Source organism: Actomonas aquatica (genome assembly GCF_019679435.2).
GTDB classification, from domain to species: domain Bacteria; phylum Verrucomicrobiota; class Verrucomicrobiia; order Opitutales; family Opitutaceae; genus Actomonas; species Actomonas aquatica.
Genome location: NZ_CP139781.1, coordinates 2,486,311 through 2,502,101 on the forward strand (window position 1 = coordinate 2,486,311; position 15,791 = coordinate 2,502,101).

Here is a 15,791-nt window from a genome sequence, read left to right on the forward strand (position 1 = left end):
GGTTTTCATTCGACGTCGCGACGGGCGGTGCTGAGCGCCGAGAGGCTATCACTGAAATCCGCGCCACTCGGTTGCTGATACACTTCGAGATCAAACACCTTCGCGACCGCAAAGAGGTGATCAAAAATGTCGGCCTGAATGCCTTCGTAAACCGCCCACGCCGTGTTGTTGGCGAAGCAATAGATCTCCAACGGCAGGCCGTGCGGCGTCGGCTGGAGCTGACGCACCAGCAGCGTTTTGCCCGTGTCCACACTCGGATGCGTTTTGAGGTAGTTGAGGCAATACGCGCGGAACGTGCCGATGTTCGTCAGACGCCGACCATTGCCGAGCACGTTGGCTTCGTCGCCAAGCTTCTCGTTGTCGGCCGCAATCTCCTGCCGCTTGCGGTCGAGGTGCTCCCGCACGTGGCCGATCTTCGACCAGCGTTCCAATTGCTCCGGGTTGGCGAAGCCGATCGAGCTGATGTCGAAGAAAATCGAGCGCTTGATGCGGCGGCCACCGGAGTCCGACATGCCGCGCCAGTTGCGGAAGGAGTCCGAGATGAGACTGTAGGCCGGGATCGTCGTGATCGTCTTGTCCCAGTTCTGCACCTTCACCGTGGTGAGCGCGACGTCGATCACATCACCGTCCGCCCCGGCCTTCGGCATCTCGATCCAGTCCCCCACGCGCACCATGTCGTTGGCCGAAATCTGGATCCCCGCCACGAAGCCGAGGATGGCATCTTTGAAGACCAACAACAGCACCGCCGTGACCGCGCCCAGGCCGGAGAAAAGCAACACCGGCGATTTATTGAGCACGACGGCCAGGATGAAGATCACGCCCACCACCACGGCGGTGAGTTTGATCGCCTGCACAAACCCTTTAACCGGCACGCCTTTGCGCGCTTTGCGTTTCTCGATTGCGATCTGGATGCCATTCAGCAGCGCAAACAACACCCCCAGCCAAATGCAGATCAGGTAGATCGTCACGATGCCGTGCACCACCGCCGATAGCAGCGGCTCGTTGCCCAACACACTCGGACCAAAGGTATTGATCACAATCGCCGGCGCGAGGTGCGAGAGGCGCGTGAAGACCCCCGTCTCCTGCAATTGATCGTCCCAGGTGAAACGCGTGCGCTTCACCACCACGTGCACGACGTTCAGGATGACGCGCTTGGCGAGCACGTTGATCAGCACCGCCAGCAGCGCGAGCAACGTGAAACCGACCGCGGTCGTGATGACCTCACTCCAATAGTCGGAGAACTTGTGGGCCTCCAAAAAGGTCTGCAGGGATTCGAGAAGTGGGTTCATGAATCGGCCAGCGAAGGCCAGCCCACCCGCCTCGTCAATCCACCGCCGTCGCTTTGGGTGTCGGCACCGCTTCGCGCGCCACCGTCACATCGGCCGCCACTTCATCGCGAATCAGCGCCCAGTGAAACAGGTTGTCGTCGTTGGCCGTGAAGACGTTGTGGTTGTAGTGCGTCAGCCGCATGTCGCGGTAAAGCGGTCGCGTGATGTCGATCACCTCATCCCACGCCACGAGCGCTCGACCGAGTTCCCGCACCGCTTCCTCCTGCCGCGCGCTTTCACCGGTGCGCCGGTAAGTCGCCAGCGCCACCGCTCCCCGCAGCTTCGCCGCCAGATGCCGCCCGAGCCACGCCCAGGTTTGGATGTCTGCCACTTCGAAACGCAGAGACGCGTTGGCGCTCGTGTCGATCCACTCCACCAAACGCAACGCCTCCGCACAGTCGCGTTCCAGCATGTCGGCCAGAATCGGCGGCGTGATCCGTCCCGCCCCAAATCCACCGCCCGCCAACGTCGTCTCCACGTAGTCGCGCACGGACACATACTCCGACGCCATCGTGCCCTGGTTGATCAACGCATCCACGCCGATGTAGCGCGTGTAGTCGCCCTGCAAGGCCAGGAATCCCTCGCTGTAGAGCGTAAAGTCCCAACGCGATTCGTAGAGCGATGCGAGTCGGAGCTGCGTCGACGACGCCAGCGACATCGCCGCCAGCAGATTGCGCCCCGCCACCCCATATCGCCGCTCATACTCCGCCGCAAACACCGCATCCGGCGTCTCTGGGTTGTAGAGCAGCCGCCCCCAAAGTTTGTAGAACAGCCACTGCCGCTCGAACGCCCAGGTCCAGTCGACCGGCTCGTCCACCGCCGTGAAATAATCCAGCGCCGGGATGTAGCACTCCGAGCCCACAAAATAGCCACCCGCATACGCCGCCTGTCCGTTCAGCGCGATGTGTTGCCGAATGAACTCCGGCACGCCCCAACGCAGCGCAAAGAAGTCCTCGTTGCGCGCCTGCCACGTGACCCGGTAGTTGCTCGGCACCGGATCGAAGTAGGTGTCGCCGAGCTTGCCGCCGTGCACCTTCTCGAGCTTCGGCGTCGAATGGGCGTGCGACCAGTTGAACTTCATCTCCACCCAAATCGGTCCCTCAAACGTATCGCCCAATCGTTCCATCGCCTCGCGCGTCACGACTTCGACGTTCTTCGAGGTGCTGCCACCCGAATCGAGGTTGGCGGAAAACGGCACGCGGTGGATTAACTTCACCGGCCGCTCCGCCGTCACCTCCTGCATGCCCGCGATGATCACGTCGTCCATCCACTGCTGCCGCTCCAGCGGCGTCATGCCCGCCATGCCTTCGCCGTGCGAAAGCCCAATCCCGTCGAGATCCGGATACTCCGTCAGCACCTGTTTCACACTCTCGCGCAGGTAACGTCGCACCAACTCCGCCCGCTCACCTTCAACGTAGTAGTAGGGATAAAAATTGTCCTCCGCCAACCCGTGCGCCTCCGCCAATTCCCGACTCACAAAAATGCTCCAATGCACGATGTAGGTGTCGAGTCCGCGGTCCTTCGCCATCGCGAAAATCTGTCGGTAAAGCCCCTGCCATTCCGCAAACTCCGCCTCCGTCCAGGGACTCGCCTCCGGAAAACTCCGCGGCCGCACCATGAAGGTGTAGGGGTGCATGTTCCACAGGCTGATGGCGTTAAAACGGTTATCCACCATCATGTCCAAAAACGCCGCCCAATACGCCGGGTCCTTCGCCGTCTCGATGTGCTGATCGAGTGCCGAGCTCGGCCGGTAGGTCTCCCATGGCAGGTTAAACTTGATGCCTCGAAACGCCTGATCGGGTTTCTCCGCCTGAGCCGCGACGTCGCCCAACGCCGTGCCGTTCTGCAAAGCCTCCACCAACGCCAACGCGCCATACACCATACCGAGTCCGTCGCCGCCATAGATCGTGATGACCTTGTCCTCTGGCAGGATCTCAAACGCTTCCTTGCGCAAGCGGGTCGGATGCGTCGCGAGGCTGATGAGAAAATCATACTCGCCCGACTCCGCGACCACCTCGTGCCCCGCCGCCGCCAGCGCCGCCGTCAACCGCGCCACCGCGTAGGCACTCGTGCGTTGTGTATCATCCGGGACAATACGCACCACGTCGGCCCGCAACACCGGCGCGAGCACGAGGACAACCAACAGAGCAAAAGCAGGGAAACGACGATTCAGCATAGCGGGGAAAACGGGGTTGCGACCACCCCACCAAAAACCCGCGTCCGCCGCCATCCCCAACGCGCTGAACGTCAGCCACCCACCGGCAACCCGATCGCCGCCAGCGCCGCCAACGCGCTCGCCAAACGCGCCTCCCCCTCGCCCCGCACGACCGCCACCCGCGCATCGACGTCGTTGTAGGCCGCCCGCAACCGCCCCGCCGCCGCGCACCACTCCGCCGGATCCGCAAAACAGCGCTGCGGATCCGCCTCCCACACGAGGTCCGTATCGCACCACAGAAACAACGCATACGCCTGCCGCCGCCGCACCGCCTCCTCCCGCACCCACGGCGCAATCTCACCGTCATACAACGCGTCCGCCCAAAACACATTGGTCGTCAGATCCGTGTCACAAAACACCACCCGCCGCGCCTGCGCCGCCGCCACTTCTTCATTGGCCATCTGACCGCGTGCGATCGTAGCCAAATCCCACGGCGTAATGTGCCCGCCCCGTGCTTCCCAGAACGCCCGCACCGCTTCCTCCGCCCACGGTTCGCCGAAGTGCGCCGCCAACGCCGCCGCCAGCGCCGACTTGCCGGTCGACTCCGCCCCGATGACCGCCACGCGCAAGACCGCGTCGTCGCTCATGCGCTCGCTTCCTCCGTTTTCATCGCCCGCCACCAACTCAACCAGCCGGTGATGCCCATGATCAAAAAGACCAGGTAAAGAAAGGAGGTATAGGTCAGCCCCGCTGCCCAATAGGTCGCCACCGCCACCGCATTCACCGCGACCCAGCCCGCCCAGTTTTCCAACCGCTTGCGCACCTGCAGCACCTGCGCCGCCATGCTGAACGATGCGATGAACGTATCGCGATAGGGCATGGCCGCATCGGTGTGGCCACTCTGCCACCAGCCCCAGCCCAGCATCACCACCACCGCGCCGACCAGCCATGCCAACCGCGCCGACCAGCCCAGCGTCGTGATCGGCAGCTCCGGCGCGTTGCCCTTGTGCTTCACCCAATGCCACCAGCCATACGCGAGGCAGACGAAGAAAAACCCCTGCAGCTTGGCGTCCGCATAAAACGTCGCCTGCCAAAACAGCACGCCCTGCACCGTCACCGCCACCAGCCCCACCGGAAACGCCCACAAGCTGCGCCGAATCATGAGCGCCACCCCGGCGATCCCCAGCACCAGATTCATCTGATCCAACGGGCTACCCGAGCGCAACCCGGTCAAAATCTCACTCATCCACGACGGCATTCCGTCACTCTTCCCCCATTTCCCGGGGTTTGAACAGCGTCTTATTGGCCTCAGCCACAATCGCTTGCACCAACCGCCACCTCGTCCGCTTCACTACCCCCATTAATTTCCCTGCAAACCTTTATCATTTTATCGAATAGGAGTATGCTTTCGGCATAGCTTTCGCTGCCTTTCCGCCCTGCACCGCCCCCGGCTTTCGCCCTCTATTTCGCCACCCGATGGCACCTTCTGCATCCGCAAACCGCACCTAGTGTCGATGCGCCCCCGTCCCACCCCCTCTCTGCTTCGCTCGAGCCTACCCTTGCTGGGAATGCTCGTCAGCGCAGCGATGGCGCCCGCCCAAACCGACCGCACGTGGACAGGATCCAACGCCTCCCAAGATGATTGGAACCGCCGCCAAAACTGGTCTTCCAACAACGAACCAAACGGCTCCACCGAACGCGCCCGCTTCAACACCGACGGCCTGCTCACCAGCATCGAGGTCACGGCCGCCGACACCACCGGCGGCATCATCTTCACCAGCAACCTCTCCGATTCGATCACCTTCTACGGTTCCGGCGACCTCACCCTGCTCAACACCTACGGGCTCAACACCGCCTCCGAGGGCACCCAGACCTTCTCCGTGCCGCTCTCCATCAGCAGCACCCAAACCTGGTCCAACACCTCCACCTCCGGCTCCCTCATCCTCTCCGGCGGCATCAACCTCAACTCCGCCTCGCTCATCTTCCTGTCCAGCAACGCCGGAGCCGACATCACCGCCGATAGCGTCATCTCCGGCACCGGCGGCCTCACCCAAAGCGGCTCGGGCACCCTCAATCTCTCCGGCATCAACACCTACGCCGGCTCCACCAGCGTCTCCGCCGGCACGCTCTCCATCTCCTCCGCCAACGCCCTCGGCACCACCGGCTCCGGCACCACCGTCAGCTCCGGCGCCACCCTCGCCCTTGCCGGCTCCGGCACCACCTTCGCCGCCGAATCCCTGACCCTCAATGGCACCGGTGCCTCCGGCGCGGGCGCCCTCGCCAATACCAGCGGCAACAACACCTACACCGGCAACATCAGCCTCGCTTCGGCCTCCACCGTCACCGTCGCCTCCGGCACCACCCTCACCACCACCGGCACCCTCTCCGGCACCGGCAACCTCACCAAATCCGGCGCCGGTATCCTCGATCTCTCCAGCGGCAGCAACTCCTTCTCCGGCTCCACCACCGTCAGTGCCGGCACGCTCCGAGCCAGCGCCGCCGGCGCCCTCGGCAGCACCAGCGGCGTCACCGTCAACTCCGGCGGCACCCTCGCCCTCGCCACCTCCTCCGGCACCTACACCCCGTCCCTCACCCTCAACGGCACCGGCACCGCCAGCTCCGGCGCCCTCGCCAACACCACGGGCGCCAACACCTGGTCAGGCAACATCACCCTCGCCTCCAGCTCCTCGATCGACGTCGCCGCCGGCTCCTCCCTCGACCTCAGCGGCACCGTCTCCGGCAGCGCCGGCCTGACCAAATCCAGCACCGGCACCCTTACCCTCTCCGGCTCCAACTCCTACTCCGGGGCCACCACCATCAGCGCCGGCACCCTCATCGCCACCACCGACACCGCCCTCGGCACCTCCGCCGCTGGCACCACCGTCGCCAGCGGCGCGACCCTCCAGCTCGAGAACAACATCAGCATCACCGGCGAGGCTCTCACCAACAACGGCCAACTCACCAACGCCTCGGGCACCAATTCCTTCTCCGGCACCATCTCCGGCTCCGGCGATGTCCTCCTCAGCGGCGGCCAACTCACCCTCTCCGGCACCAACACTTTTTCCGGCGACGTCACCGTCAACTCCGGCTCCGTCCTCGTCGCCACCTCCGATGACGCCCTCGGCTCCGGCGGCGGCACCACCACCATCCAATCCGGCGGCACCCTCCAACTCACCGGCGGCATCGATGTCGACACCGAGACCGGCATCACCCTCGCCGGCACCGGCACCTCCGGCCAGGGCGCCGTCCTTAGCTCCTCCGGCGACAACATCCTCGACTCCGTCTTCTCCCTTGCCGGTGACACCACCATCTCCGCCACCGCCGACTCCCTCACCGTCGGCACCCAAGGCACCTCCCCCCTCTTTGAACTCAACGGCTACGACGTCACCTTCAACACCGACGGCGGCGACATCAACTTCGAGGCCGACTTCACCGACGCCGGCGACGTCTACAAAACCGGCTCCGGCACCCTCTCCCTCAATCACTCCGAAGCCTACCCCGTCCCGGTGCTCTCCGCCGATACCGACTTCTACCTCCAGGACGGCACCACCATCCTCAACACCTACAACAACGAAGACGTCGGCATTCTCGGCGACGTCGTGGTGGGTGACGGCATTGGTGCCGCCGGCTCCGCCGTCTTCCAGCAGGGTCACACCGAAAGCGGCAACGGTTACCTCTTCAATAACCTCATCTCCGACTCCTCCAATATCACCATCAACTCCGACGGTTACTGGGACCTCCAAGGCTACAAGGAGATCGTCAACGACGTCACCATGAACGGCGGCACCATCGAAGCCACCAATGGTTCCGGCACCGGCGACCGCCTCGACATCATCGGCACCCTCACGGCCACCGGCGGCACCACCGCCACCATCGAGGGCCGGCTCGGCATGAACAACGACACCGCCAAATCCATCGTCGTCGACTCCGGTGCCACCCTCGACATCAACGCCGTGCTCTCCAACGGCGGCTTCGACAAAACCGGCGACGGCACCCTCGTCCTCTCCGGCGCCAACTCCTTCACCGGCACCGCCAAGATCTCCGACGGCATCGTGCGCGTCGACAACGACTCCGGCCTCGGCGCTGTCGCCGGCGGCACCCAGGTCCTCTCCGGCGGTCAGCTCCAACTCGACGGCGTCACCATCGGTGCCGAGTCCCTCCAGATCGCCGGCTCCGGTCACAACAACGACGGCACCGGGGCCCTCCGCGCCCTCGCCGGCACCACCAACACCTGGGGCGGCAACGTGCTCATGACCGCCAACGCCCGCATCGTCACCGCCACCGGCGCCGACCTCACCATCGATGGCAACATCACCGGCTCCGGCACCACCCTCGACGTCGAGTCCATCGGCGACACCACCTTCAACGGTAACAACACTTTCAATACGCTCAACAAAACCGGCGCCGGCACCCTCACCGTCACCGGCAACAACACCTACGCCAACAACAACATCGACAGCGGCACCTACGCCCTCGGCGCGTCCAACATCCTCTCCGACACCATGGATGTGAACCTCGGCGCCTCCGGCACCTTCAACGTCGGCTCCTACACCGACGTCATCGACGACCTCAACGGCAGCGGCACGCTCACCATCGCCTCCGGCGGCGACCTCACCATCGATCAGATCGGCAACAGCGGCGCCTTCACCGGCACCCTCAATATCGACGGCATCCTCACCCTCAACGGCGGCACCATCGGCGCAGCCGACGGCTCGGCCTCCACCGGCACCATGGAGCTCACCGCCGGTAACACCCTCAACATCGTCGATGACTTCAACTTTGGTGGCACTCTCCTCCTCGCCGACAATACCACGCTCAACCTCGTCAACGACGGCACCACCTTCGACCTCGGCACCCTCCGCGTCACCGGCGACAGCGTGATCGATTTCTCCGGCAGCGACGTCGGCACCTTCAACATCGGCACCCTCGAGATCGACCTCGGCGGCACCATCTACGCCACCAGTTGGAACAGCTTCTACGACCTCTGGACCGCCACCAACTTCAACGGAGCCACGCTCGACGCGCGCAACAGCACCACCGCCCAAATCACCTTCGAAGGCTTCACCGCCTCCGACACCATCTGGCTCACCTACGACTACGGCGCCAACGAGATCACCGTCCCCGAGCCCAGCACCTATGGCTTCCTGCTCATGAGCGCTCTCGGCGGCCTCTACGCCCTCCGTCGCAGAAAGCAGTCGAAGTCCAAAGTTGAAGCTTAAGGTAGGGTCGGCTTCAGCCGACCCAGTAGGGCCGCCACTCGCGGCGTGCCGCCCCCTTAACCTTAAACTTGCCCCTTAACCTCCGTAGCGCGGCTGCGCCGCGCTACGACGCCGCCACAAACGCTTCCATCGCCTCGCGCGTGATCACATGCCGGGCACTGCAGCGCGGACACCGGATCTCGATCGCCGGATCCTCGCCAAACAACGCCTCGCCCTGCGACTGAAACGGCACCGCCAGAACCTGCATCATGCGCTTTTGATTGCAGCCACAATGCCAGCGCTGAATCCGCCGCTCCATCAGATTGGTCGTCTCCGTTTCGTGGATACGCCCGACGTCCTCCGCCGTGAGCGCCTCAAACCACGGCATGTCGCAATCCGGGTGTTCACTCACCAGCGCAAACGTCTCCTCGGCCAACTGAAAATACCGCGCCCCGCGTTGTTCGCTCTGACCGTAAAACGCCTCCACCGCCACCAGCGGATCGTCGCCCGCAAACGTCACCGAGCTGCGCCGCTTCGGCTGCTTGCCCCGAATCACGTCGGCATAAAACAAATTGTCCGGCAGCTCCTTCACGTTCTCGTCAAAGACCCGCCCGGTCACCGCCCCCGTCTCGTTGTCTCCGGTCAGGAACAGGTTCACCAAGGGCTGCTGGAAATTGATCGTCCACGCCGTCATCTCATTCCACGGCCGCGAAGCGCAGTGCAGGACGAACCCCGCCAAGGCCCGCTTGAACATCGCGTCATGCTCCGGCGCCGGCTTGATGCCATGATCATTGAGGTGGAGGTAGTAGTCGACGAACAGCGGACCAAAGTCCGCCTGCGCCACCAACGCGTTGCGTTCGCGCACAAAAAACGTCCGGACCTCGAGGCCGGAATCCGCGTCATTCACCGGAGTGGATGCATCACTGCTCATGCGCGCCACCATTCACCCAACCCGCCCCCTGTCCACTCCCGATCGCACTTTCCCCTCACCACCTGTAGGGCCGGCGCTTGCGCCGCGCCGCCCTCCGACCTCCCGCCGCCCACCCGCTTTAAGCGTGCGCCCGCCGCCCCCACCTGCCCTCATCGCCCCATGTCCGCCAACTTCGAGGAACTCGATTACCAGCCCACCCCACTCGGCCCCGTCAGCCTGCGCCGCCAGGTGCTCAAGATGTTCGACAACCGCGAGATCCACGAGGTGAAGCTCGGCAACGACTACCTCATGTCCTCCCTCTTCACCAAGGTGGAGGAAGAGCTCGCCCACCTCAGCCTTGCCGAGGTCAAAGCCCCACAGGCCGATGTCGTCGTCGGCGGACTCGGTCTCGGCTACACCGCGTGGTCTGCCCTGCAACACGACCACGTCGCCTCGCTCATCGTCGTCGATTACCTCGCCCCGGTCATCGACTGGCACCAGCGCGGCCTCGCCCCCCTCGGCCCCAAACTCACCGGCGATCCACGCTGCCGCTTCGTCCACGGCGACTTCTTCGCCCTCTCCGCGGCCGACGGCGGCGGTTATGACCCCGCACAACCCGACCGCCGTTTCCACGCGATTCTGCTCGATATTGATCACTCGCCCGATCACCTCCTGCACGAGCGCCACGCCGCCTTCTACAGCGAAGCCGGGCTGCGCGATTTTGCCCGCCTGCTCCATCCCGGCGGCATCTTTGGCCTCTGGTCCGACGATCCACCCGAAGCCCAGTTCCTCGCCAACCTCCGCGCCGTCTTCGCCACCGTCGAAAGCTACGTCGTCGCCTTCCCCAATCCCTTTCTGCACCGCGACTCGCACAGCACGGTCTACGTCTGCCAGCTGCCATCCTGACCCCGCGACAGCGGACTGCGTAATCCTACGCAGCGGCGACCCGGCATCCCCCCGATTCCTTCCAACGCAACGAGTTCGCTATACTCGTCGCCATGGAAACCGCGCACGCCCAAGTCCTCGCCCGACGTCAGGCCATCTACCAGACCCTCGTGCAGAAAGAATCTGCCGAAGTTCAGACTGCCCAAAAAGTCGCCGCCACCGAAGCCACCAAACTTCCGGTCCAGCAAGCCAATCCCTCCCTCCCCGACCACCTCGGCGGCACCGTCAACGTGCGCGTCTGAACCTACGAATGCCCGGCAGCGGATCCATTCCGCTGCACCCGTTGCACAATTTTCACACTTAATTGTGAGAATATCGGCAACTCGTGCCGCTCTTAGGTGTTATATATGCATAGTAAGAAGAACACCATGGCAGCCGCTCAATTCATCTCCCTGATCCAACTCCGCGCCCGGCGCATCGCCGCTTGGCTGCGCGGCCAGTTCCAATTCACCTGGCTCGAAAGCCTCGATTCCGACTACCGCGAATGGAAGCCCGAGGGCCCGATTTACGAACGCCTGATTCGCTGAAACATGCGAGCCACCGCTCACCCCTAACAACCGCCACGGCCCACCCGCCTGGCGGTTTTTTATCGTCCGTTTTCCGGCGCCACGACTAGCTCGGCGGGTGCCCCTCCGCCTTCCGCCCGCGCTCTCCGTCCCCGCTCCTGCCGCCCGCCAGTTTGCCCTGCTCGCCACCGGGCTCACCCGTCCGCATCCCGACGTTGCCACCGCGCTCGTCCACCACGGTTTCATCCAGATCGACCCCATCAACGTCTGCGGACGCATGCACGAACACATCGCCCGCCCGCGCATCGCCGCTTACCGCGAGGGCGACCTGCACCTCCACCTCCACGGTCTCGCCGACTCCGCCCCGCACGGCGCTCCCACCCTGCCCGCCGAGTCCCGCACCGCCTTCGAACACTTTCACCCCGGCCGTATCGTGCTCTCGGCCTTCGACGTCGAAGCCTGGCCCTACCTGCAAACCCTCATGGCCCGGCGCTCCCGCATGCCCGGCTCCTGGGGCGGCAAACTCACCGCCGCCGAACGCCGCCTCGCCACCGACGTGCTCGCCGAAATCACCACTCGCGGCGCCCTCGCTTCCGAACACTTCGAACACGACGCCCGCGGCCACAACGGCTGGAACTCCACCCGCGTCGTCAAAGTCGTCCTCGACAAACTCTTCGCCCACGGCCGCCTGCTCATCGCCCGCCGCCTCAACGGCCGCCGGGTCTACGATCTGCCTGAGCGCATCCTGCCCGCCGCCGTCCTCGCTCAACCCCGCCCCTCGCCCCGCGCCACTCAGCGCTGGATCGCCCGTCTCAAGCTCCGCCAACACCGCCTCGTCACCCTCTCACGCGCCGAACTCCCCCTCGTCGCCGACGAAATCCAACCGCTCGCCGTCCCCGACTGTCCCCCGCTCTACATCCTGCGCACCGACCGCCCCCTGCTCGAAGCCGCCCTCTCCAACAACGCGCCGCCCCCGCCCGAGCCCCGCCTGCTCGCCCCGCTGGATCCGCTCATTCTCGACCGCAAGGTCACCCAAAAACTTTGGGACTTCGATTACACTTGGGAAGTCTACACCCCCGCCGCCAAACGCCAACGCGGCTACTACGCCCTGCCCCTCCTCGCGGGAGATCGTTTCATCGGCCACGCCGACCTCAAAGCTGACCGCCCCACCAACCGCCTCAAAGTCATCGGTCGCCAATGCGCCCGCGGCCACCGCCTCGCCCCCGCCGTAGCCCAAGTAGCCACCTTCCTCGGCCTCAAACCGTAACCCGTTCGCCCCCACCCCGTCGGCCGCGAGCTAGCTCGCGCTAAGTTGCCCCACCGCGCCAACACGCGGACGACACCTCCGCCCAAATGTAGCAGCGGCCGTCTCGGCCGCTCCTCCATGCCCCTCCGCCCCCCGCATCAACTGTCACGTATTACGTGACACTCTGCCCACCAAGCGTAGCCCAAAACGCCACCACGCTTGCTCCCGTAGCCGCCTTCACCGACGCGCCCGCCCCAAATAAAGCGTTCGCACCCGCAATGTAGGCTGCGAGCGAGCGCGCGCTACGTTGCCCCTCCGCGCCGCAAAGACCAACACACCCGCGGACGACACCTCCGCCCAAATGTAGCAGCGGCCGTCTCGGCCGCTCCTCCCTGCCCCTCCGCATCCTCCCCCGCACCAAGAGTCACGTATTACGTGACACTTGTCCCACTCAGAGTAACGGAAAACGCTGCCCCGCTCGCGTCCCCCACGGTTCCTCGCGCCATCCTGACCTCCGTGCCTTCTGTGCCTCCTCTGTGACCTCTGTGTCCCAAATCCCCCTGCCTCCCGGCCCTTGCCCCTCCGCCACCTGGCTCCCGGTCGCCCGCCCCTCAGCCGCTCTCCGCCGCTCCGCCTTCAAAACAGCCCCAACTGCGCCCCGGGCAACTCGTCCTCCCCCGGCTCAGCTTCGCCCGGCCACACCGCCGGGGCCGGCACGGCCGCCGGACACCGCGCATGCAACATCGCCTGAAATCGCCGCGCCAACGGCGGCGCATGCAGATCGTCCGCGTGGTGGATGAACACATACGGCTCGCGCCCTTCCTCCACCCAGCGCGCCACCACGTCCACCCACTCCGCCAGCCACGCGTCGTTCTTCACCACCTGCGGATCGCCCACCCAGCGCACAAACGGTCGCCGCCCCGTCGCCGTGAAACGCACCGGCACCCGCGGCTTCTTACTCAACGCCTCCTGCGCCGCGTCGTCCTCTCGATCCACCGCCGCCGCAAACAAAGGTCGCGTGTCAAAATTCACCCGGTCGACCCCCAACTCGCACAGCATCGCGTCCAACGCCGTCTCGTCTTTCCCGTTCGTAAAAAACGCCCGGTTCCGCACCTCCACCGCGTAACTGAACCCGCTCGGCAACCCCGCCAAATAGTCGCGCAACAGCTCCAGCCGCTCCGGCCCAAAATTCTGGTGCAGCTGTAGAAAAAACGGCCCGCACCGCTCCGCCACCGGCTCCAGTCGCGCAAAAAACGCCGCTGTGTCCCCCGCGCAGTTGAGCAGCGCCCGGTCGTGCGAAATCACCCGCGGAAACTTAAAGGCAAACCGCCACCAATCCGGCGCCTCCTCCGCCCACCGCGCCACCGTCTTCTCGCTCGGCAACCCGTAAAACGTCGCGTTGCCCTCCGCCGTCGCAAACACGCTCGCATACTGCCCCAGAAACTCCTCCCGGCGCGCCTCCCGCGTGAAGAACGTCCCCCGCCACGGCGCATGCGCCCACACCGGACACCCGATCCGCACACGCGTCGACACCGCACCTGCTGCACCAGCCTCACTCATCCCCCTCACCGAACCCCGCATTCCGCCTCAGCACAATCTTCCGCACCTTTTACTTCATACATCTTACTTCTTACTTCTCACTTCCCCCGTGCCTGAGCTCCTGGACACCCTTCGCACCACCTTCGGATACGATCACTTTCGCCCTCTCCAGCGCGAAATCATCGAGTCGCACCTGGCGGGCCGCGACGTCTTTGCCCTCCTCCCCACCGGCGGCGGCAAGTCCATGTGTTTTCAACTCCCCGCCCTCGTGCGCCCCGACCGCGGACTCACCGTCGTCGTCTCTCCGCTCATCGCCCTCATGAAGGATCAGGTCGATCAACTCTCGGCCGCCGGCGTGCCCGCCACCTACCTCAACTCCACCCTTTCCGCCACCGAGGCCCGCTCCCGCCTCGCCGGTCTGCACCGCGGTCAATTCCGCCTCCTCTATGTCGCCCCCGAGCGCCTCATGCTCGACAACTGGCAACAAAATCTCACCGGCTGGAAGGTCGCCGCCCTCGCCATCGACGAGGCCCACTGCGTCTCCGAGTGGGGCCACGATTTCCGCCCCGAGTTTCGCCAGATCGCCCAGCTCCGCGACCTGCTCCCCGAGGTCCCCGTCATGGCCCTCACCGCCACCGCCACCGAACGCGTGCGCGACGACATCATCAACCACCTGCGCCTCCGCGACCCGGCCGTCTACGTCGCCTCCTTCAATCGCCCCAACCTCAACTACAAGGTCCTGCCCAAGGACGGCCCCACCCGGCAGATCATCGACTTCATCAAAACGCGCCCCGAGGAGAGCGGCATCGTCTACTGCGCCACCCGCGCCACCGCCGAACGCACCGCCGAAGCCCTCGCCGGTCGCGGTTACTCCGCCCGCCCCTATCACGCCGGCCTCTCCAACGACGAGCGCTCCGCCAATCAGGAATCCTTCCTGCGCGACGACACCCGCATCATCTGCGCCACCATCGCCTTTGGTATGGGCATCAACAAACCCAACGTCCGCTGGGTCATCCACTACGACCTCCCGAAAAACATCGAAGGCTACTACCAGGAAACCGGCCGCGCCGGCCGCGACGGTCTGCCCGGCGATTGCCTCCTGCTTTTCTCCGCCGGCGACGCCGCCAAACAGACGCACTTCATCGACGAGATGACCGACGAGCATGAGCGCAACGTCGCCCGCGCTCAGCTCCGCCAGATGCTCCACTACGCCGAGAGCGCCGGCTGCCGCCGCGTCGACCTGCTCGGCTACTTCGGCGAAGCCTTCACCATCGACGGCTGCGGCGCCTGCGACAACTGCCTCGAACCGCGCGAAACCTACGACGGCACCATCCTCGCCCAAAAATTCCTCTCCTGCGTCTACCGCATCCGCCAGGCCTCCCAATTCGGTTGCGGCGCCAACCACGTCATCGAGGTCCTCACCGGCGCCGACACTGAAAAGATCCGCCGCTGGGGCCACGACCGCATCACCACCTACGGCATCGGCACCGAACGCTCCCGCCCGCAATGGGCCGCCGTTTTCCGCGAACTCCTGCGCCTCGGCTACCTCATGCAGACCGACGGCAAATTCCCCACCGTCGAACTCACGCAGGAGGGCGTCGACGTCCTGCGTTCCCGCGAGACCATCATGCTCACCAAACCCCTCATCGTGCCCAAGGCCCAGAAAGTCCGCCGCCGCCGCGAGGGTGAGATCGCCTGCGACGAAATCCTCTTCGACGCCCTGCGCAAGCTGCGCAAAACCCTCGCCGACGAACGTGGCGTGCCCGCCTACGTCATCTTCGGCGACGCCACCCTGCGCCAGATGGCGCGCGAGTATCCAGAATCTCCCGACGCCATGCACGACATCTTTGGCATGGGCGCCAAGAAGCACGCCGAGTTCGCCGCCACCTTCGCCGACGCCATCCGCGCCTACCTCCGCGACCACGGCCGCCAAACCTTCAACGACTAGCCCATTCCGGCACCTC

12 protein-coding genes are annotated in these 15,791 nt (G+C 65.0%); 6 read left to right on the plus strand and 6 right to left on the minus strand.

Going from position 1 to position 15,791, the window contains the following annotated elements; genetic code table 11:
- Window positions 1–5 precede the first annotated feature (5 nt).
- The 4 genes from K1X11_RS09810 to pnuC form a co-directional block, all read right to left on the minus strand.
- Complete coding sequence (locus tag K1X11_RS09810; RefSeq protein ID WP_221032162.1) at window positions 6–1,289, minus strand: mechanosensitive ion channel family protein; 1,284 nt, start codon at window positions 1,287–1,289, stop codon at window positions 6–8.
- A gap of 34 nt (window positions 1,290–1,323) precedes the next feature.
- Window positions 1,324–3,504, minus strand: coding sequence for a hypothetical protein (locus tag K1X11_RS09815; RefSeq protein ID WP_221032163.1), 2,181 nt, complete (start codon window positions 3,502–3,504; stop codon window positions 1,324–1,326).
- 71 nt (window positions 3,505–3,575) lie between these two features.
- Entirely contained in the window at window positions 3,576–4,130 is a 555-nt protein-coding gene (locus tag K1X11_RS09820; protein ID WP_221032164.1) for an AAA family ATPase, read from the minus strand.
- Window positions 4,127–4,729 (minus strand): nicotinamide riboside transporter PnuC, encoded by a 603-nt coding sequence (gene pnuC / locus K1X11_RS09825; protein WP_221032165.1) that lies wholly within the window; start codon window positions 4,727–4,729, stop codon window positions 4,127–4,129. Before pnuC ends, K1X11_RS09820 begins: the two co-directional genes overlap by 4 nt.
- 322 nt (window positions 4,730–5,051) lie before the next feature.
- Here pnuC and K1X11_RS09830 point away from each other — a divergent pair, with 322 nt between their 5' ends.
- Window positions 5,052–8,702 carry an autotransporter-associated beta strand repeat-containing protein gene (locus K1X11_RS09830; protein ID WP_221032166.1) on the plus strand — a complete coding sequence of 1,217 codons (3,651 nt, stop codon included), beginning with the start codon at window positions 5,052–5,054 and terminating at the stop codon, window positions 8,700–8,702.
- Between the two features lie 103 nt (window positions 8,703–8,805).
- Here K1X11_RS09830 and K1X11_RS09835 read toward each other — a convergent pair whose 3' ends face one another.
- Window positions 8,806–9,612 carry an Hsp33 family molecular chaperone HslO gene (locus K1X11_RS09835; RefSeq protein ID WP_221032167.1) on the minus strand — a complete coding sequence of 269 codons (807 nt, stop codon included), beginning with the start codon at window positions 9,610–9,612 and terminating at the stop codon, window positions 8,806–8,808.
- Between the two features lie 159 nt (window positions 9,613–9,771).
- Here K1X11_RS09835 and K1X11_RS09840 point away from each other — a divergent pair, with 159 nt between their 5' ends.
- The 4 genes from K1X11_RS09840 (at window position 9,772) to K1X11_RS09855 (ending at window position 12,309) form a co-directional block, all read left to right on the plus strand.
- Window positions 9,772–10,497, plus strand: coding sequence for a polyamine aminopropyltransferase (locus K1X11_RS09840; protein ID WP_221032168.1), 726 nt, complete (start codon window positions 9,772–9,774; stop codon window positions 10,495–10,497).
- Between the two features lie 92 nt (window positions 10,498–10,589).
- Window positions 10,590–10,778, plus strand: coding sequence for a hypothetical protein (locus tag K1X11_RS09845; RefSeq protein WP_221032169.1), 189 nt, complete (start codon window positions 10,590–10,592; stop codon window positions 10,776–10,778).
- A 126-nt stretch (window positions 10,779–10,904) separates the two neighbouring features.
- Window positions 10,905–11,063 (plus strand): hypothetical protein, encoded by a 159-nt coding sequence (locus K1X11_RS09850; protein WP_221032170.1) that lies wholly within the window; start codon window positions 10,905–10,907, stop codon window positions 11,061–11,063.
- A 97-nt stretch (window positions 11,064–11,160) separates the two neighbouring features.
- Window positions 11,161–12,309 (plus strand): DNA glycosylase AlkZ-like family protein, encoded by a 1,149-nt coding sequence (locus K1X11_RS09855; protein ID WP_221032171.1) that lies wholly within the window; start codon window positions 11,161–11,163, stop codon window positions 12,307–12,309.
- A gap of 615 nt (window positions 12,310–12,924) precedes the next feature.
- On the opposite strand, the gene K1X11_RS09860 is transcribed toward K1X11_RS09855, so the two are convergent.
- Window positions 12,925–13,848, minus strand: a complete 924-nt coding sequence (locus K1X11_RS09860; RefSeq protein WP_221032172.1) for a DUF72 domain-containing protein — start codon at window positions 13,846–13,848, stop codon at window positions 12,925–12,927.
- 88 nt (window positions 13,849–13,936) lie between these two features.
- On the opposite strand from K1X11_RS09860, the gene recQ reads away from it, so the two are divergent.
- Window positions 13,937–15,775, plus strand: a complete 1,839-nt coding sequence (gene recQ / locus K1X11_RS09865; RefSeq protein ID WP_221032173.1) for a DNA helicase RecQ — start codon at window positions 13,937–13,939, stop codon at window positions 15,773–15,775.
- Window positions 15,776–15,791: the final 16 nt, after the last annotated feature.